Origin of the sequence: Thiohalorhabdus sp. Cl-TMA, assembly GCF_041821045.1 — a bacterium.
In the GTDB taxonomy this organism is placed as follows: domain Bacteria; phylum Pseudomonadota; class Gammaproteobacteria; order Thiohalorhabdales; family Thiohalorhabdaceae; genus Thiohalorhabdus; species Thiohalorhabdus methylotropha.
On the sequence record NZ_JBGUAW010000002.1, the window covers coordinates 256,197 to 274,635 of the forward strand.

Annotated in this window: 17 protein-coding genes and 1 pseudogene; 10 read left to right on the forward strand and 8 right to left on the reverse strand. The window is 68.2% G+C overall.

From position 1 onward, the window contains the following. The first annotated feature begins 289 nt into the window (after positions 1-289). From ACERLL_RS03490 to ACERLL_RS03510, 5 genes are all read left to right on the forward strand, one after another. On the forward strand, positions 290-1,675 hold the full coding sequence (locus ACERLL_RS03490) for an OmpP1/FadL family transporter (RefSeq protein WP_373654670.1): 1,386 nt from the start codon (positions 290-292) through the stop codon (positions 1,673-1,675). A gap of 95 nt (positions 1,676-1,770) precedes the next feature. Further along, complete coding sequence (locus tag ACERLL_RS03495) at positions 1,771-2,685, forward strand: hypothetical protein (protein WP_373654671.1); 915 nt, start codon at positions 1,771-1,773, stop codon at positions 2,683-2,685. A 109-nt stretch (positions 2,686-2,794) separates the two neighbouring features. Then, positions 2,795-3,226: a hypothetical protein gene (locus ACERLL_RS03500; RefSeq protein ID WP_373654672.1), complete on the forward strand. Its 432-nt coding sequence runs from the start codon at positions 2,795-2,797 to the stop codon at positions 3,224-3,226. After that, a complete protein-coding gene (locus ACERLL_RS03505) occupies positions 3,174-4,307 on the forward strand; it encodes a lipoate--protein ligase family protein (protein ID WP_373654673.1) in 1,134 nt (377 codons plus the stop codon). Before ACERLL_RS03500 ends, ACERLL_RS03505 begins: the two co-directional genes overlap by 53 nt. Positions 4,308-4,311: 4 nt before the next feature. Further along, positions 4,312-4,692 (forward strand): hypothetical protein, encoded by a 381-nt coding sequence (locus ACERLL_RS03510; RefSeq protein ID WP_373654674.1) that lies wholly within the window; start codon positions 4,312-4,314, stop codon positions 4,690-4,692. Positions 4,693-4,769: 77 nt separating this feature from the next. Here the strand turns inward: ACERLL_RS03510 and ACERLL_RS03515 are convergent, their stop codons facing one another. After that, positions 4,770-5,120: a hypothetical protein gene (locus tag ACERLL_RS03515; RefSeq protein WP_373654675.1), complete on the reverse strand. Its 351-nt coding sequence runs from the start codon at positions 5,118-5,120 to the stop codon at positions 4,770-4,772. A gap of 326 nt (positions 5,121-5,446) precedes the next feature. On the opposite strand from ACERLL_RS03515, the gene ppc reads away from it, so the two are divergent. Continuing rightward, complete coding sequence (ppc, locus tag ACERLL_RS03520; RefSeq protein WP_373654676.1) at positions 5,447-8,206, forward strand: phosphoenolpyruvate carboxylase; 2,760 nt, start codon at positions 5,447-5,449, stop codon at positions 8,204-8,206. Further along, the gene (locus ACERLL_RS03525) at positions 8,203-8,772 is read left to right on the forward strand and encodes a cytochrome P460 family protein (RefSeq protein ID WP_373654677.1); all 570 of its coding nucleotides are present in this window, start codon (positions 8,203-8,205) and stop codon (positions 8,770-8,772) included. The genes ppc and ACERLL_RS03525 overlap by 4 nt, the downstream gene beginning before the upstream one ends. 41 nt (positions 8,773-8,813) lie before the next feature. Here ACERLL_RS03525 and ACERLL_RS03530 read toward each other — a convergent pair whose 3' ends face one another. Continuing rightward, complete coding sequence (locus tag ACERLL_RS03530; protein ID WP_373654678.1) at positions 8,814-9,074, reverse strand: hypothetical protein; 261 nt, start codon at positions 9,072-9,074, stop codon at positions 8,814-8,816. A gap of 179 nt (positions 9,075-9,253) precedes the next feature. On the opposite strand from ACERLL_RS03530, the gene ACERLL_RS03535 reads away from it, so the two are divergent. The 3 genes from ACERLL_RS03535 to ACERLL_RS03545 all read left to right on the forward strand — a co-directional run bounded on the left by ACERLL_RS03535 (position 9,254) and on the right by ACERLL_RS03545 (position 14,710). After that, positions 9,254-10,645, forward strand: a complete 1,392-nt coding sequence (locus ACERLL_RS03535) for an FAD-binding oxidoreductase (protein ID WP_373654679.1) — start codon at positions 9,254-9,256, stop codon at positions 10,643-10,645. A gap of 106 nt (positions 10,646-10,751) precedes the next feature. Further along, entirely contained in the window at positions 10,752-11,993 is a 1,242-nt protein-coding gene (locus ACERLL_RS03540) for a metallophosphoesterase (protein WP_373654680.1), read from the forward strand. Further along, on the forward strand, positions 11,990-14,710 hold the full coding sequence (locus ACERLL_RS03545) for an AAA family ATPase (protein WP_373654681.1): 2,721 nt from the start codon (positions 11,990-11,992) through the stop codon (positions 14,708-14,710). The genes ACERLL_RS03540 and ACERLL_RS03545 overlap by 4 nt, the downstream gene beginning before the upstream one ends. A 36-nt stretch (positions 14,711-14,746) precedes the next feature. Here the strand turns inward: ACERLL_RS03545 and ACERLL_RS03550 are convergent, their stop codons facing one another. The 6 genes and pseudogenes from ACERLL_RS03550 to ACERLL_RS03575 all read right to left on the reverse strand — a co-directional run bounded on the left by ACERLL_RS03550 (position 14,747) and on the right by ACERLL_RS03575 (position 18,239). Next, the gene (locus tag ACERLL_RS03550) at positions 14,747-15,067 is read right to left on the reverse strand and encodes an ATP-binding protein (RefSeq protein WP_373654843.1); all 321 of its coding nucleotides are present in this window, start codon (positions 15,065-15,067) and stop codon (positions 14,747-14,749) included. Between the two features lie 176 nt (positions 15,068-15,243). Then, a pseudogene (locus ACERLL_RS03555) lies at positions 15,244-15,900 on the reverse strand (PAS domain S-box protein); the annotation flags it as partial. A 355-nt stretch (positions 15,901-16,255) separates the two neighbouring features. Next, positions 16,256-16,600, reverse strand: a complete 345-nt coding sequence (locus ACERLL_RS03560; protein ID WP_373654682.1) for a PAS domain-containing protein — start codon at positions 16,598-16,600, stop codon at positions 16,256-16,258. A gap of 131 nt (positions 16,601-16,731) precedes the next feature. After that, positions 16,732-17,253 carry a DUF2062 domain-containing protein gene (locus tag ACERLL_RS03565; protein ID WP_373654683.1) on the reverse strand — a complete coding sequence of 174 codons (522 nt, stop codon included), beginning with the start codon at positions 17,251-17,253 and terminating at the stop codon, positions 16,732-16,734. A 31-nt stretch (positions 17,254-17,284) separates the two neighbouring features. Continuing rightward, entirely contained in the window at positions 17,285-17,563 is a 279-nt protein-coding gene (locus ACERLL_RS03570; protein WP_373654684.1) for a hypothetical protein, read from the reverse strand. A gap of 34 nt (positions 17,564-17,597) precedes the next feature. Then, on the reverse strand, positions 17,598-18,239 hold the full coding sequence (locus tag ACERLL_RS03575) for a class I SAM-dependent methyltransferase (RefSeq protein ID WP_373654685.1): 642 nt from the start codon (positions 18,237-18,239) through the stop codon (positions 17,598-17,600). Positions 18,240-18,439 lie beyond the last annotated feature (200 nt).

Sequence of the window (18,439 nt, forward strand, 5' to 3'; positions counted from 1 at the left end):
TTTTGGTGCAGATTCCCGATTGAAGTTGTAGAGAATGGTAAATATAGAAGGATCTCCCGAAAAAAAGTCGGTATTGTTTCGGGAGAATTTTTCTTTCTTGTTCGGTTATTTCCCCTGAAATACAGCAACTTAAAGAATATATTGATATACAGGATTAATTTTTCTTTCGGACAATAAAATATCGTGATTTTTGGGGTTGTGGTCCGTGTAGTATCAAGGTCGGTGGTTGTTTGGCACGAGCAACCGGCACGAGCAAAAAAGGGCAATCCTGACAAGGAGGATGCAACCAATGCGGACCAACCGAATTGTCTCTGCCGCGCTTGCGGGGTGGGGAGCCATCGGCCTCGCGACCACGGCCCACGCCACCAACGGCTATCAGCTCATCGGCGTGGGGGCCTACCAGAAGGGCATGGGAGGTGCGGTCACCGCCAACCCGGGAAGCGCCATGACCGCCATTACCAACCCGGCGGGCATGGCCGCGGTCGGGAACCGGGCGGATTTCTCCATGGAGCTGTTCATGCCGGACCGGTACAACGATTTCACCGCCACCGGGGGCGACAAGCAGGACAGTGAAGCGAAAAGCTACGGCGTGCCGGCCATCGGCTGGACGGCGCCGGTCTCGGAGGGCTCCGATTTCTACTTCGGCGGAGGCATGTACGGGACCTCCGGGCTGGGGGTGGACTACGGGGTGACGGACTTCGTGGTGAATCCGCCCCAGAACACCGACCTGCAATTCACCGGGTACAGCAACATCGCCTTCTGGCAGGCGGCGCCCACCCTGGCCTGGCGGGCGAGCGATCGCCTTAAAGTGGGCATCTCCCTGAATCTCGATTACCAGTCGGTGGCCTTCCAGGAGCGCATCAGCGGCCAGTTCGGCGGCAACGCCCTGGACACCAACTTCAACCTGGCCCGAACCGCCAACGCCTTCGGCTACGGAATCTCCGCCGGGCTCCTCTATGACGTCAGCGAGCGGGTCACGGTGGGCTTTTCCTACAAGAGCCCGCAGTCCTTCGAGGATCTGGAGTTCCAGCTCAGCGGTGACGGTGCCGGGGGCTCGGTGGACGATATCAACCAATTCCCCAACGGCAAGGGCAACTTCGTCTACGCCAACAGCGGCACCTACAAGATGGACCTGGACTACCCGCAGCAGGCCGCCCTGGGCATCAAGGTACAGCCCGTGGAGCGGCTCAAGGTGTCCGCGGACGTAAAGTGGATCAACTGGTCGGCCACCCTGGACGATCTGGCTGTCACGGGCGGCTTCGACGTGGTAAGTCCGGCGGGCAGCCCGGTGGCCGGGGGAGCCCGGGAGGCCGCCCTGGATCCGGGCTGGGATGACCAGATCGTCTACGCCGTGGGCGCGGACTACGCGGCCACCGACCGTCTGCGGCTTCGGGCGGGCTTCAACTACTCCCAGACACCCATCGACCAGGAGGATGTGTTCGCCAACGCCATCTTCCCGGCCATGGTGGAAACCCATCTGAGCCTCGGGGCCACCTACCTGATCAACCGCCACTGGGACGTTTCCCTCGCTTTCATGAAGGCCTTCGAGAACGAGGAGAAGGGCAAGGGGGACATCCCCGAATCCTTCCGCGCCGCCGGGTTCTCCGAGGACTCCAACGCGAAGATCGCCCTGGAGGAGGAGACCTACAGCATCAACGTGGGCTACCGCTTCTGAGCGGGCTCGATGGCCGACCGGGGCGGCCCACGCCGCCCCGGTTCTTGTTTGCGGGCCCGTTTCCGGACGGACCCACGCAAAAGGAGGGATTGATCATGCGCAGCATGTCCATACTCGGCGCGGTGCTGCTCGTCGGACTGCTGACCCCGCTCGTGGCGGCGGGGGAGCGCCCGTACATCGCGGCGAGCCACCTGGCCGACGGAGGAGTGGCGGAGGTGGTTCCCGAAGTGAAAACCGCCCTGCGCGGTGCCGGGTTCCGGGTGGCGGGGAGCTATTCCCCCATGGGCCGCAAGGACCGGGCGGTGGTGGTGGCCACCGACCCCGCCCTGCTGCGTGCCATCGGAAGCCATCCGGAGACCGGGCGCGGCGGCCACCCCATCGCCGGGGCGGGTCTCCGGATCGGCCTGCTTCGCTCCCGGGACGGCGGGGTGGAGGTGAGCTACGTGAACCCCGCGTATCTCTACCAGGCCTATTTCCAGGAGGCCTATCCGGAGGTGCGGGATGAGGTCCGGGATGCCGGGCAACGGCTGCAGGAAACCCTGGGCGGACTCGGCGAGGCCTCCGGTGCGCCCTTCGGCGGCGCGGTGGAGGAGCTGTCCCACTACCACTACATGCTCTTCATGCCCTATTTCGAGGATCGGGTCACGCTCGCGGAGCACGCGGATTTCCACACGGCGCTCCGGACCGTGCGGGCCAATCTGCGGCGCGGCGTGGCGGAAACGGAGAAGGTCTACGAGGTGGTGCTGTCCGACGAGGAGCAGGCGGTGCTCGGCGTGGCCATGAACGACCCCGATCACGGCACGCCCAGCTGGTACCCCGAGCTGGTCCGGCGCCATGTGGCGGCCCTGCCCTACGAGCTTTACGTGGTGGGGGGCACGGTCTACATGCTCCACGGCCGGTACCGGATCGCCCTGTCCTGGCCGGAGCTGAGTATGGCCACCTTTTCCAACATCATGGATGCCCCCGGGGATACGGAGCGCATTCTGCGCCGCGTGGCGGCCGGAGACTGACCCGGTTGGACGGCAGCGGAAGAGGGGGCATTCCCGTTTTGACAAGGGGGAATGCCCCCCGGAAAATCGTATATTCGAGTTTGCTAATCAACCAAGGCAGGCAACCGCCATGGCCAAGACGATCCCGCTGCAGGATACCGGCTCGCTGAAGAACGAGCTGCGCAAATACCAGAAGGGGCAGAAGCTTACCATTCAGGAGTTCAACCGGGTGGCGCGTCTGGCCTATTTCGGCTTCGTGGTGCTCACTCCCCTGGACCCGGAGGACGACGAGGTGGATTCCTACCTCATGTACATCCAGCCGCCGGAGGGACTGCCGGCGACCCAGCTGGAGGTCTACGAGGATATGCCGGACTCCATCACCATCCTGGACGGGGAGCAGGGCAACGCCATCGCCGACGTGATCCGCCAGGGCGTTCGCGACCGGGTCGATCAGCTCCAGGCCATCAACCGCCGGGAGTTCTATTTCGAGTACTTCTATGAGAACCCCGGTGAGGAGCAGCAGTCCGGCGACTCCGGGGAGGGCGGCGACGGTTCCTCCTGAGCCGGGAAGCGGCGCGCGCCGGGCGCGCTGGCTGGAGGCCGGGCCTCTGGCTCCCTTCGACCTGCACGCCTTTTACCACGGCCTGGGATACGCCATGGGGCCGGAGGATGCCCCCATCCTGGCCTGGGCGCGGGCTGACCGGCCGCATATCTCCCTGGGGCCGCACCAGGATGCCGCCGAGGAGCTTTCCCTGGACGCCTCCGGCCGCGCCGGCGGCATGGAGGTGGTCCGCCGGGAAACCGGCGGCGGAACCGTCTACGTGGACGGGGATCAATGGGTCTACGCGTTCCTAGTGCCCCGAACCTGGCTGCGGGGCCGGCCGGTGGACCTCTACGGGCACCTGCTGCCCGCGGTGGAGGCCACCTTCGCCCGGTTCGGCCTGTCCGTGTCGCGCCGCAGCCGCAACGACCTATGGTGCGGCAACCGGAAGATCGGGGGTACCGGAATGGCCACTCTCGGCAATGCCCTGGTACTCGTGGGCAGCTTCATGCTCCGCTTCCCCGCCGCCCGCTTCGCCGCCGCGGTGAACAGTCCCTCGCCGGCCTATCGGCGTTTCCTGGCCGCCGCGCTGGCGGAGGCCGTGAGAGGTTGGGACGCCTTCGGCAAGCCGCCCCGGGCGGCGCCGCTGAAGGGCGCCTTCCGGCAGGCGGCGGCGCGGAGCCTGGGCTGGGTCGTCAGTCCGGATAGGTGCTCCACCGAGGAGGTCGGGGCCATTCGGGAGGCCAGGCACGAGCTCCGGGATCCGGAATGGCGGTGGGAGCCGCTCGGGCACCGCGCCGTCCGGGAGGGTATCAAGCTCAAGGGCGACGCCTTCCTCACCGAACGGGCCATCCCGACCCTGGGGCGGATCACCGTTCAGACCGAGGGGGGTCGGATCCGCAGACTCGATCTGGCCGGTATCGATCCCGCCCGGACGGCCGCCTGCACCGGCCTGCCGCTCCACGCCGGACTCCTGGCCGCCAGGCTCGGGGGTGGCGAGGTGGGCCGCCGGTGGGCGGAAGCGGTGGTTGCCACCGCCGTGCAGGACGACCATGCGGGAGCCACCGGCCACGTGGCCGATCCCGCGGATACGAGGGGATGAAGCCATGAGTGAACCGACCATCAACCGGCGTCTGCAGCCCGGGTTCATCATCGTCACCACCGACGAGGGTGCCGCCAGGGACCTCAAGGAGGTGGCCGGCGAGGACTGGCAGGTGGAAGTGGTGCCCTCCATCGAGGAGGCCGGGGAATGGAACGAGATCCTGCTCTACCGGTTCATCCTGCTGGACCTTGCGCAGTCGGCCGCGGATCCGGTGGAGCAGCTGCAGCGCATCCGCCGGGAGTACATGATCAACACCCCCGTGCTCGGCTTCGGCGGCACCAAGGAGGTCTGGGATCGGGTGCGTCCGGAGGGCGTCGACCGCCTGTTCGAGCGGGAGGAGATCGTCGGCAAGCTGCCGGAGTTCATGGCGGCATTGGGCTGGTGAGCGCGGCCGGCCGGGGCGCCCGTCGCGCGAAGGCCCCGGGCAGCCGGGGCCTTCTTGCGTGTCGGGCGAGGAAGCGCTCAGTGGTGGGAGGGTACCTCTTCCTTGGTATCCCGTTTGGGATGCTCCCAGATGTGGATGGTCAGATCCCGGGTTTCCTTCTCACTGTCCGTTTCCACGGTCAGGAACGCGGGCCGCGCTCCCGGGGTTTCGAATTTGGTGGTGCACGAGAAGATCCCGGGCAGGGTGACCTGCTCTTCGCAGATGATCTGGTCGTCGATCTCCAGCCGGGCGGTGGCGGTTCCGGAGCCGTTGAGGCGGATCTTGAACCGGTAATCCTCGCCCGGGGCTTTCCGGTAATTGTTCGGATCGCGGAATTTGTTGTACTCCAGGCCGTTGATGTTGACCTGTTTGATCAGATTCTGGCTCATGCCGGCCTCCATGGCTGTGCATCCAATCGGCTATGAAAGGGGACGCTGGAACCGCCCGTTTTTCAGCCGGGGTGGCCCGCCGCGTGCAGGCCGCCTGATTTTTGGGAGGTTCAAATTATACCGCCCACCAATGAACGCGCGAATAAGCTTTTGTAATGGGCGCTCGGATGTGCTTTATTTGCGCGCCGGATTCTTGCTCTCGCTTTGAGCAGATCGATGATGGATAATAGGGGGTTCTCAATGGAATGCCCCCCACATTCCCATGGAGCGGACCGATTCGTACCGAAGCGAGTTTTTCCCAGCTAGATACGGAGCTTCGCGGCCGGGTGAAGACCCTGGGCCGCATGCTCGGTGACGTCCTGAAGAGCCAGGCCGGCGGCCAAGTGTTCGAGGCCGTCGAATACCTGCGCAAGGGCTATATCCAGCTGCGCGAAGAGGAGAATACCGCCCTCCGCGAGCAGCTGGCGGCCTTCATCAAGGACCTGGACCCCGACATCCTCACCTACGTGATCCGGGCCTTCTCCGCCTATTTCCGGCTCGTCAACGTTGCCGAGGAAGCGCACGCGCACCGCCTGCTGTACAGCGCGGAGCAGGAGGGCGAAGCGTGGGAGAACAGCTTCGAGCACGTACTGACCCGGCTCAAGGACAGCGGGCTCACCCCGGAGCAATGCGGGGAGCTTTTGCAGCACCTCGACATATCTCCGGTGATCACCGCCCACCCCACCGAGGCCACCCGGCGGACCCTGCTGGAAGGGCAGCGGCGGATGTTCCTCAAGGTCAAGACCCTGGACGACAACCGCCTGCCGCCGGCGGAGCGCGAGCGTCTCGAGCGGGATCTGGGCGTGGACATCCAGATCCTGTGGAAGACGGACGAGGTCCGGGTACGCCGGCCGCAGGTGGAGGACGAGATCGAGAACGGTCTCTACTACTTCCGCGAGAGCCTGTTCCTGGCCATCCCCCGGATCTACCGCAAGCTGGAGCAGGCGCTGCACGCGGTTTATGGCGACGAGGCGCCCGAGGTGCCGCCCATCATGCGCTTCGGCTCCTGGATCGGCGGCGACCGCGACGGCAACCCCTACGTGGCCGCGGAGACCACCGCCTGGGCCCTGCGCACCCACAAGCGCGAGATCCTCGCCTGCTACAACAACCGGCTGGAGCAGCTCCACCATATCCTGTCGCACTCCGACCGCTTCGGACGGCCCTCGGAGGAGTTCTACGAGCGCCTGGAGCACGACCGCCGCTGCTTCCCGGAGCTTGCCCGGCATCTCCAGCAGCGCTATTTCCACGAGCCCTACCGCCAGAAGCTGCGCTTCATGCGCGAGCGGCTCACGCGCGCCTACAACGCCAACGAGGCGCGCCTCACCGGGAAGATCCCCGGCGCCGAATGCGACTACGCCTACGTGGACGAGTCGGAGATGCTCGCCGATCTGCACAGCATCGCCGACTCCCTGGCGAGCCACGGCGACCGCGCGGTCGCCGAGCGGGAGCTTAAGGACCTCCGGCGCATCCTGGAGACCTTCGGCTTCTACCTCGCCCGGCTCGACGTTCGCGAGGAGTCCACCCGCCACACCATGGCGGTTTCGGAGATCCTCGCCGCCCGGGGCGACCAGGGGCGGCCGTACGAAGAGCTCTCCGAGGAGGAGCGGGTGGAGCTGCTCACCGGCGAGATCGCCGAGGAATCCGAGCTGGTGCCGCAGGGCGTGGAGTTCACGCCGGAGACCCGCGGCGTGCTGGACGTCTTCCGGGTCATGGCCGACATGCGGGACGAGATCAGCCCGCAGGCCTTCGGCAGCTACATCATCTCCATGACCCGCAGCGCCAGCCACGTGCTGGAGGTGCTGTGGCTGGCCAAGACCGCCGGCCTGCTGGGCCGGCGCGCCGACGGCACCTGGTACAACGGCATCTCCGTGGCGCCTCTGTTCGAGACCATCGAGGATCTGGAGCACATCCAGAAGGTCATGACCGGCCTGCTGGAGAGCCCCGTGTACCGGAACCTGCTGGCCGCCATGGGCGACGAGCAGGAGGTCATGATCGGCTACTCGGACTCCTGCAAGGACGGCGGTATCGTCGCCTCCTCCTGGGTGCTCTACCAGGCCCAGCGCCAGGTCACCGACCTGGGGCGCGACTACGGCGTCAACGTCCGCATCTTCCATGGCCGCGGCGGGACCGTGGCGCGCGGCGGCGCACCCACGCACAAGGCCATCCGGGCGCAGCCCCCCGGGACGGTGCGCGGCGGCATCAAGATCACCGAGCAAGGCGAGGTGCTGTCCAGCAAGTACGCCAATCTGGAGACCGCGGTCTACGAGCTCACCGTCATGGCCTCCGGGGCGATGGAGGCCAGCCGCTGCACCGTGCAGGAGATCCCCGGCGACCGCCAGGATTACCTGGATGCCTTCGCCGAGCTGGCCGATGCCGGAGAGCGCGCCTACCGGGACCTGACCCGGAGCACCGACGGCTTCCTGGACTACTTCTACGAGGCTACGCCGCTGGACGGCATCAGCCGACTGAACATCGGGTCCCGGCCCAGCCACCGGGCGAAGGGCGACCGCTCCCTGAACTCCATCCGCGCCATCGCCTGGGTGTTCGGCTGGAGCCAGAGCCGCCACACGCTGCCGGCCTGGTACGGGCTGGGCACCGCGCTGGAGGAGTTCATCGGCGACAGCGACGAACGCCTGGAGATGCTGCAGCGGATGTATAAGGAATGGCCGTTCTTCAACACCTTCCTGTCCAACATCCAGATGTCGCTGTCCAAGGCCAACATGGCCATCGCCTCGCAGTACGCCTCCCTGGTGCTCGACGAGGAGCGGGGCCAGGCCATCTTCGACAAGATCCGGAGCGAGTACGACCGCACCCGGAAGCTGGTGCTGAAGGTGGCGCAGCTGAACGGTCTGCTGGAGGAGACGCCCATGCTGGCGCGCTCCATCCAGCGGCGGGATCCCTACATCGATCCGCTGAATCACATCCAGCTCACGCTCCTGCGCCGCTACCAGGACGAGAGCATGTCGGAGGAGGAGAGCCAGCGCTGGCTGAGCCTGCTGCTGCGCACCATCAACGGCATCGCCACCGGTCAGCGGAATACCGGATGAGGGTGCCGGGGGACAAGCGGCTTACGGTCCTGGCGACGGGGCTCGCCGCGGCGGCGGTGCTGCTGCTCGCCGCCTGTGCCGGCAAGGAGGCGCCCGAGCCCAACCCCCTGGGCCCTCCGGTCCCTGAAACGGTCCAGCCGGAAAAGATCTGGAATTATCTGGAAGGCTCGGATTACCGCCGTTTCTGGCCCGCGCAATCGGTGGTCAAGCCCGGCATCCACCGCGGCCGCGAGCCCCACGGGCCCCTGATCGACACCTTCCTCAACGACACGGCCGACAACGCCCGGCCGCTGGGCAAGGAACCCCTGCCCCCGGGCTCCGTCGTCGTCCTGGAGAATCACACCACCGAGCCCCACGTCTATTCCATCGACGTCATGATCAAGGTGAAAGGCCACAATCCGGCCACCAACGACTGGGCCTTCATGCGCTTCAGTCCTGGCGGGGAGGTGCTGGTATCGGACCGGGAGGCCCAGCGCAAGGCCAGGAAGAAGAACCGCGGCTGCATCCACTGCCACAGCTACACCGAGAGCACCGACTTCCTGTTCGACCCCCGTTTCCGGGACTGAAGTGCCGGGCGGGCACGGCGGCCCGGTCCGCGCTCCGGAAGCTACCGGTCCAGGTGGTCGTACAGCAGTACCCCGCCGCCCACGGCCAGGATGCCGACTCCCCACCAGCCTTCCGATAGGTTCTTGAGCACGTAGCTGGCATCCAGGGCCTGGCCGCGCCGCGGGCGCCAGGGGTTGGTTTCCGCCTGTCCGCCCAGGGGGATCGTTACCTGGAGCAGGACGCCCCGATCCGGGCTCCGGGGCGGCTCGGCGGCCGCGGGGAGGGCCGTTAGCAGGGCGGCCAGCAGCAACAATCGGCGCATGGGGCTCTCCGTGTAAGGGAATGCCCGGACAGGGTATACGAAAGCGCCCGGGAAGGGGATACGGCCCCTGTCCGCGATCCGGGGCGTGCCCGGCTTCGCACCGGGCGGCCGGGGCTACTACAATACCCGGGATCCCCCTTCGTTCGGGGCCGCACGAACCCCACGCCAGGAGCAGGAAAATGGCCGATACTCCCGGCCTGCCCCCGGGTGCCGCGCACGAGCTGGAGCTGCTGTTCGGACAGGCGCGGTGCCATACGGATCCGGACGTCCTCGCCCTCTACGCCACCGACGACACGCCGCGCAACATCGCGCCGGCGGGGGTGGTCTTCCCGGCCACCACCGAGGAGGTGGCCGCGGTGATACGCACCGCCCATCGCCATGCGGTGCCCGTGGTGGCGCGCGGCGCAGGCTCCGGTAACGTGGGCGGTGCCCTGCCGGTTCCGGGCGCCCTGGTGGTGTCCTTCGAGTGCATGGACGCCGTCCTGGAGGTGGATCCGGCCAACCGCCTCCTGCGCGTGCAGCCCGGGGTTACCAACCAGAACGTGCAGGAGGCGGCCGCCGCCCACGGCCTGTTCTGGCCGCCGGATCCGGGCAGCTCCGCTTATTGCCAGGTGGGCGGTAACCTGGCCATGAACAGCGCCGGGCCCGGCGCGGTGAAGCGCGGGGTCACCCGCGACTGGGTGCTCGGACTGGAGGCGGTCACCGGAACGGGGGAGGTGCTCCGGACGGGGACGCGGACCAGCAAGGGCGTGGTGGGCTACGACCTGACCCGGCTGCTCATCGGCTCCGAAGGAACCCTGGGGCTGGTTACCGAGGCCACCCTGCGCCTGTGGCCGCGCCCGGCGGCCAAGCGCACCGCCCGGGCGGCCTTCGCCAGCGTCGCCGACGCCGGACAGGCCGTGCAGCGCATCATGGCCGAGGGCGCGGTGCCATCCGCCCTGGAATTCATGGACAGCCTGGCCATAGATGCCCTGCGGCGCGGCGGATTCGGCCACGATCTTCCCGAGGGCACCGGCGCGGTGCTCATGGTGGAGGCCGACGGACCGGAGGCGGCGGTGGAAGAGGAATTCGCCGCCTTGACCCGGAGTCTGGACGGCGCCGGCCTGCTGGAGGTGCAGACCGGTGCCTCCGCCGAGGAGATCGCCGCCCTGTGGAAGGCGCGCAAGTCCCTTTCCAAGGCGGTGAAGCGGCTCGCACCGCTCAAGATCAACGAGGACGTGGTGGTTCCGGTCACCGCCCTGGCCACCTTCATCGGCCGCCTGGAAGGGCTGGCGGAGGAATTCGCCCTGCCCATCGTCAACTTCGGCCACGCCGGCAACGGCAACATCCACGTCAACCTCATGGTCCACCCGGACGATCCCGACGAGATGGCCCGCGCCCGGGAGTGCCTGAGCCGGGTGTTCGACACGGTGCTGGAGCTGGGCGGGACCCTCTCCGGTGAGCACGGCGTGGGCTCCGAGAAGGCGCCCTTCGTGGCCCGCGAGCTGGACGCCACCAGTCGCATGCTGCACAACCAGATCAAGGCGGCCTTCGATCCCAAGGGGATCCTCAATCCCGGCAAGGCTTTTTAAAGGAGCATATTGCCCTGTAGGAGCGGCCTTTTGGCCGCTCCTACAGAAGGACTTAGCACGTTTCTCCGTGTCCTCCGTGGTTAATTGTCTGCTTGAATAGGTCCCAATGACCGAGCCCTTCCGCTTCCTCCACCTCGCCGACCTGCACCTGGACACCGCCTTCCGGGGGCGGGACGAATCGGTGCGCGAGGCGCTCCGCCGCGCTACCCGCGACGCGTTCCAGGCGGCGGTGGAGACCGCCATCGATCGCGGCGCCCACGTGGTTCTGCTGGCCGGTGACATCTTCGACGGCGATCTGCTCACCTTCGCCACCGAGCGCTTCCTGCTCGACGGCTGTCAGCGGCTCGGCGAAGCCGGCATCGCCGTGGTGAGCTGCACCGGCAACCACGACCCCGGCGGCACCAGCCACCGCACTCGGGCCCTGGACTGGCCGGACAACGTGCATCTGGCCCACGGCGCCCAGCCCGTCAGCGTGGAAATCCCGGGCAGCGACGGCGAGCCGGTTGGGCGGGTGGTGGCCGCCGGGCACGCCAAGGCGCGCGAGGACCGCAACCTGGCTTCCTCCTTTCCGGCGCAGGCCGGCGATCTACCCACGGTGGGTCTGCTCCACACCCAGGTGGTGGGCGCCGACAGCGCCGAGAACCACGACACCTACGCCCCCAGCGAGCCTGCCGATTTCGACAAGCCCGGCTACCACTACTGGGCCCTCGGCCACATCCACAAGCGCCAGCAGATACGGTCCGACCCGCCGGTGTGGTACCCGGGGAACCTCCAGGGACGCCATCCCCGCGAGCCCGGGCCGAAGGGCGGCAACTGGGTGGAGATCCCCCCCTTCGGGCTGGCGCAGGTGGAGTTCGTGCCGCTGGCGCCGCTCACCTGGCAGACCGTGGCCGTCGCCGATCCCGGTGGTGGGAACCTGGACGCCCTGGTGGCGGACCTCGTCGCCCGGGTGCCGGAGCCCGATGCGGAGCAGCGGCTGGTGCGCCTGGAGCTGTCGGGGCCGCACCTCCTGGCCGGAGAGCTGGGCGACGCGGAGAACCGCCGCGAGCTGGAGGAACAGCTCGCCGACCGGCTCGATGCCCTGGCGGTGGAAGTGCGCGACCGCGGCCTCCACCAGCCCGTGGACCGGGAGGGCCTGCGCAGCAGCCCTTCACCGCTGGCCACCGCCCTGGAGCTGCTGGAGCGGGCGGAAAGCGACGATGCCCTGCTGGATGCCTTGACGCCCGAGGTGCTCAGCCCCGCCGCCCCCACCGAGGACGAAGAGCGCCGGGCCTACCTGCGCGCGCTGCTGACGGACCTGGAGCCGGAGCTGGTGGATCGGCTGGTGCAGCCGGGGAACGGCGGGTGAAGGTCCGTAGCCTCGATCTGGCTGCTTTCGGCGCCTTCCTCGACCGGCGCCTGGAATTCCCCGACGGTCCCGCCGTGGTGATGGGCCCCAACGAGGCGGGCAAGACCACCCTGTTCAATGCCCTCACCACCATCCTCTACGGCTTCGATCCCGCCAACGAGGCCCAATTCCCGTACACCCCGCGCGCCGGGCGCCGTGCCGAGCTGGAAGCGGACCTCGTCCTCGACAGCGGAGCGAGCGCGCACGTTCGGCGGCGACTCATGGCCAGTCCCGACGCCCAGTGGGAATCGGACGGCGGCCGGGAGAAGCTCGCCAACCGCCCCCTGCCGGTTGCCGACCACGTGGACCGGCGCCTCTACAAGGCCGTGTACGCCCTTACCATCGAGGACATGCAGTCCCTGGAGGGGGAAGCCTTCGCCCGCGTGGAGCAGCGCCTGCTCGGCGAGCTGGGCAATTCCTGGCAGCGCCCGGCCCGCGAGGTGGCCGAGGAGCTGGATCAGGCCGCCAAACGGCAGTGGCGCCGCGACAAGCGGGGCAAGAGCCGCCACGCCGAGCTGAAGAAGGAGCACGGCGAGCGCCGCAAGGACCTCAAGGCCGCCAAGGAGCATCAGGGCGCGCTGCGCGAGAAGGAGGCGGAGCGCGCCCGTATCGGCGAGCGGCTCGCCGTGCTGGACAGCCGGCGGCACGCCCTGCGCGCCCGCATCGAGCGCAGCGAGTCGGTGGGCCACCTGAAGCGCGAGCTGGAGCGCCTGGACCGGCTGCGGGAGTCCCTGGGCGATCCCGAGGCGGCGCGGGCCCTGGGTGCCGATCCGCGCCGGGACTGGGAGCAGCTCTCCCGGGCGGAGAAGGACCTGAATGCCCGACGCCGCGAATGGGCGGAGGCGGTGGCCCGGGAGCGCGCCCGCCGGGCCGCGGTCACCGTGGAGGACCGGGCGCTGCTCCGGGATCCGGAGGTGCCCGGTCTGGCGGCCGTGGCGGCCAAGGTCGACGAGGCCGGCGATGCGCTCGCCGGCCAGCGGGAGGCGGAGGAGCGGGCCCGCGTCGAGCTGATGGAGACCGCCGAGAGCGTGCTGGAAGCGGACTGGCGGGAATCCTACGGGGAGACCCTGGAGGCCCTGACCCCCGCCGACCTCCGGGCCCGCTGCGATGCCGCCGCGGAAGCGCGCGAAGGCCTGCGGGACGCGGAGCGCCGCCTGGCCGATCAGGAGCCGGCCCGGCCGCGGCCGCGCCTGCCCCGCGCCTACCTCGTTGCCTCGCTGGCTCTGGCTGCTGCCTTCGGGAGTGCCGCCGTCCTCTGGCCGCCCCTGGCGATCCCGGCAGTGGCCGCCGCCGCGGGAGCGGCCGCGGTGCTGGCCTATAACCGCGCCATGGCCAGCCTCGAGCACCAGGAGCAGGGCGCCCGGGAGGGCGTTCGGGAGGCCCTGCAGGCGGAGGTGGATTCGGCCCGCACCGCCCAGCAACGGGCCGCCGCAGCGGTGGCGGAGCTCACGGCGGACCTGCCCCTGCCCCGGTCCGCCCTTGCGGAGGCCCGGCCGGAGCTGGCCGACCGGCTGGAGGCCCTGCGCGGCGCTTGGCGGCGCTATCGGGCGGTTCGGCAGGAGCGTGAACGGGCCGAGCAGGACTGGCAGCGGCGGGCGGGTGCGGTGGCGGAGGTGCTGCGGCGCCACGGCGTCCACCGCGAGGCGGGTCCGCTGCATCCGGCCGCTTCCGCGCTGGAGGAGGATCTGCACGCCGCCCGCCGGCGCCAGGCCGTCGCCGACGAGGCCCGGGAGGCGCTGGCCGATCTGGCCCGGCGTCGGCACGGGCTGCGGGCCGAGGACGCCGAGCTGACCAAGAACCACGAAGCGCTGGCCGCCCGCCTGGCGCGGGCCATCCCCGATGCCGGGAGCCTGGAGGAATGCCTGGACCGGGCCGGGGAGGTGGCCGCCGCCTATCACCGCTGGCAGGAAGGCTGGAACGCCCTGCGGGAGCACTATCCGGATGTCTCCGATCCCCGCGCCCGCGTGGCCCTGGCCGGGGATGACCTGCTGGAGGATACGGCCCTGCAGGAAGCCCGCGAGGAGCTGGAGGAGCTGGACAACGAGCGCACCGGGCTGCGTGAGGAGGCCGCGCGCCTGGACCGCGACCTGGAGGAGGGGCGGGCCCTGCAGGACGTGGGCCTGATCCAGGGGCGCATCGCCGACATCGAGCAGGAGATGGAGGAGGCCGAGCGGGAGCACGACCGCCTGCGGCTGCTGGAGCGCCTGGTGCGGGAGGCGGACCGCCGCTTCCGGGAGGCCCATCAGCCGGATGTTCTGAGAAGAGCAAGCGCTTACCTAGCGGACGTGACCGGCGGCCGGTACACGCACCTGCTCATGGAGGAGGGGGGCGGATCGGACGCCCTGTGCGTGCGGGATGCCGAAGGTCGGCAGCACATGGTGGACGGCGAGTCCGCGGAGCTTTCGCGGGGCACCCGGGACCAGGTGTTCTTCGCCTTGCGCCTGGCCGTGGCCGACCACCTGGACAGCAGCCACGAGCGCCTGCCCCTGCTGCTCGACGAGGTGCTCGTGCACTGGGACGGCGCGCGCCAGGAGGCCGGGCTGCAAGGGCTGCTGCAGATGGCCGGCGACCGGCAGGTGGTGCTGTTCACCTGCCACCGCGAGTTCGGCGAGCGCATGGCGAGACTGCTGAATACCGAGCCGCTGTCCCTGCCCGGACCGGAGGTGCGGGCCGAGTAGCCATGGCGGGCCGCAAGGCCGGCCCCTGGCCGGGCCCTAGGCCGAATCCCCGGCGGGTAGCCGGATGACGAAGGTGGTGCCGGGCTCGGGGGCGTTCCGCTCCGCCCAGATCTTCCCGCCCTTTCCCTCGATGAAGGACCGGCAGATGGGCAGGCCGAGCCCGGTGCCCTCCGGTTTGGAAGTGAACCAGGTCTGGAAGACCTCGTTCTCCAGGCCCTCGGGTTGCCCGGGCCGTTGTCCCGCACCACGATCCCCACCTCCCCGTTCTTTTCCCGGGCGCTGAGGCGGACTAGGCGCTTGCGGTCCCGGACGCCCTCCATGGCCTGTACAGCGTTGATCAGCAGGTTCAGCAGGCATTCCTCCAGCTGCATCATGTTCCCCAGGATGGGGGGAAGGTTCTCCGAGAGGCGCAGGTCCAGTTCGACGCTGAATTCCGTCAAGGTGGAGGAGATGCCGGATTGCAGGGAGGACAATAGCTGATTCACTTCGATGGCTCGGGTCTGACTCCCGTCCCCCCGCAGGTAGCCGCGGAAGTCGTTGACCAGGTTCCGGGCACGGTCGGTCTGGGAGAGCACCTTCTCCAGCACGAAGCGGAAATCGCTGGGCAGCTCGGATCCTTCCTGGAGCCGAAGGAGCGCGCCTTCCGCGTAGTTATGGATGGTCGATAGCGGTTGATTGAGCTGGTGGGCGAGGACGCTGCCCAGCTGCTCCGAGCTTCCCAGCCGCCGCTGCGGTTCCCGCTCCGCCTGCTTTTCCTCCTGGATGTCCGACAAGATGCCGACCACGTAGCCTTCGGGGTAGGATCGGGCGTTGCCGTCCACCACCGTGAATACCGCCCATTTGGGAACGGTTTCTCCCGACCGCGTCTCCGTCCAGAGCTCGCCCTGCCAGTGGCCGTTTTCGCGCAGCTCCGACTGGAGCCGGTCCCGGAAATCGGCGCCGTGAATGCCGGAGACCAGGGTGGATATGTTTTGGCCGATCAGATCCTGCGCTGCATAGCCCGTGGCCCGGGAAAAGGCCGGGTTCACGCGCAGCAGGGTGCCCGCGTGGTCGCTGATCACGGTGGCGATGCCGATCTGGAAGACCTCCGCGAGCAGGCGGACCTCCGTGTCCCGGGAGGACTTTTCGGAGGGATCCCGGATGATGGAGGAAAAATGCTTCTGGGCGTCCCCGGGATCGTAGTGGGTCATGATGATCTGGTTGACGGGCACCTCCCGGCCTTGCGGGTCCAGGAAAGCCGTCCCGCCGATCCAGATGCCCCGTTCCCGGGCCCTGGGCAGACCCTCCTCCCGGAGCTTTTGCAGGGCCCACTCCGGCTGTTTGCCAGCCGGACTCTCTTCCTCCTTCGCCGCCCGATCCTCACCGGGCGGGACGCCGATACTGGATTCGCTGTCCTCCCGGAAGCGGTCCAGGCCCCTGGAATCCGCGATCCAGACCACCTCCGGCAGGCTGGCGAGCGCGTCCACCACCCGTTGCCGCCGACGCCAGCTCCGCTGGGGCTCGCTGGTGGGCCGGACCTGGAAGAGGAACAGTGGTCCGTGGCCGCTATCCAGGTGGAAGGGCCGGACCTCCACGGGCAGGGAGTCGCCGTCCCCGTTCCGTGCCTGTAGCCAAAGGAACCGCTTCTCGGGCGGTCCGTTCGGCCAGGCGCGCCACGGTCGCGTGCAGCTCGGAATGGTTGGTGGCGCTGAAAAAGGAAGGAAATAGCCGAGTGAGCGGCTTGCCTTCCAGCTCCCAGGAATCGTAGCCGAACACCCGCTCCGCCTCCCGGTTGAGGAGACGGACGCGCTCCTCCTCGTCGACGCCTACGAGTCCTTCGGGAAACTGGTGCAGGAAGAAGTCCGTGAGCTCGGCCTGTCGCTCGTGGCCGAGGTTGGGGGTCTCGAACATGCCGGTGCTGCCTGTATTGCCGCCTCTTTCCTTGAAACTTAGGGAACCGTGCCGGAATGAAATTCCCGGTTCCGGGTTTTCCCTGGGAGGGCGCGCTATGCGAGTCGGGGGACGAGGTCTCGGAGGAAGGACTATACCGCCTGCCGGGCTACGCTCCGGCGGCGCCAGCGGCGCATGGTGTGGACCCGCCAGGCCCACATGAAGCCGGTATAGCTGAGCAGTGCCGCGGGAATGGCCAGGATCAGGCTGCCCAGCCAGAGATAGGTGGACTGCTGGATGACTACCTGCAGGTAGGGCGCCAGGTTGGTAAGCAGCTCGGCCGGGAAGTGCTCGCGCAGGAGGTGGGCGCCCAGCCGGTTGAAGCCCCAATACAGCAGAGGCGTGGTCAGGGGGTTGCTGATCCAGAGGGCCAGGAAGGCGAGGGGGAAGTTCACGCGGAGCCCGATTGCGGCCAGCAGGGTGAGCGGGGTCTGGAGCCCCACGGTTGGAGTAAGGCCGATGAACAGGCCGGCCGCGATGCCGCCCGCCAGGGCGCGCCGATGGAGGCTCCATACACCCCGGCGGGCGAATAGCCACCGTTGGGCGCGGCGTTCGCCCATGCGCCGGCGAAGCCCGTGCTCCGTAGGCAGCCATTTCTTGATCGCGTTGCGCATTTTCGTGCCCCCCGAATCCGGGGTTGGGGACTCAGAAGGCGTCCACGTACGCCTCATAGCCGGTGACGATCAACCGGTACAGGCCCTGGCCGATCTGGATGTGCGCCCCTTCCGGCGCGCCGATCTGAATGGTGCCGCTGCCGCTGTTGGACATGCCGGCAATACCGAATTTGTCTTCCCGGATCAGGGAGTCGAGGATTTCCTGGAGCTCCTGGCGCGGAGCCTCGCCGGTCTTGTCGGTCAGGGTGACCTCGCGGCCCTGGTAGATGCCGGTGACCACCTGCTCGTTTGCCTGCCTTTCCCCTGCCACTGTGCGCCTCCTGGGCGGCGGGGCGTCAACGGGCTCAACCCTTCGACGCGATGGCTTCCTTGTTGTTCCGGCATTTTAGCATCGACCAGTAGCCGAACAGGTTTACCCGGTGCTGCTCGACCACCTCCAGGCTGGTTTCCGCCTCCAGGTCCCGCTGGCGCATGTTGGGCCGCCAGCCCAGGGCGCTGGAGAGCGGCGCCAGTGCCCGCTCCACGCCGCCGACGATGGGGTTCTCCGACTGGAAGTGGTTGACGATCACCAGCTCGCCGTCCGGCTTGCAGACGCGGCGCATCTCGTCGATGCAGCGCGCCGGGTCGGGCACCGTCGTGACCACGTAGGCGGCGACCACGACGTCGAAGGAGTCGTCCTCGAAGGTGGTCTCCTCGGCGTCCATCACTTCAAGCAGCTTCACGTTCTCCAGGTGCTCGCTGACCTTTTTCTGGCGCGCCTTTTCCAGCATGGGCTCGGAGATGTCGATGCCGTAGATATCCACGTCGCGCGGATACAGGGGGAGCGACAGGCCGGTGCCCACGCCCATCTCCAGGACTTTCTCGCCCGGGTTCAGGTCGATGTGCTCCAGCACGGCCTTGCGTCCGGGCTGGAAGATGGCCCCGAAGAAGGTGTCGTAGGTGCCGGCGAGTCGCTTGTAGGCCTTTTCTACGGAGCTTAGGTCCATGGGCTGGGCGGGTCCTCTTGCTGGGGTGCGTGCCCGGGAGCCCCGAATGCCCCCGGAAAAAAGGAAGTACGATGCCAGACTCCCGAGGAATCCGGCAAGTTAACGGCAGGATGCCGGAAGTTCCTTACCGGAATGTGGTGGAGGCCCTAGGGGCAATCCATTACAATACCGTTCGGTGCGCCATCCGGCCTACCGCGAAT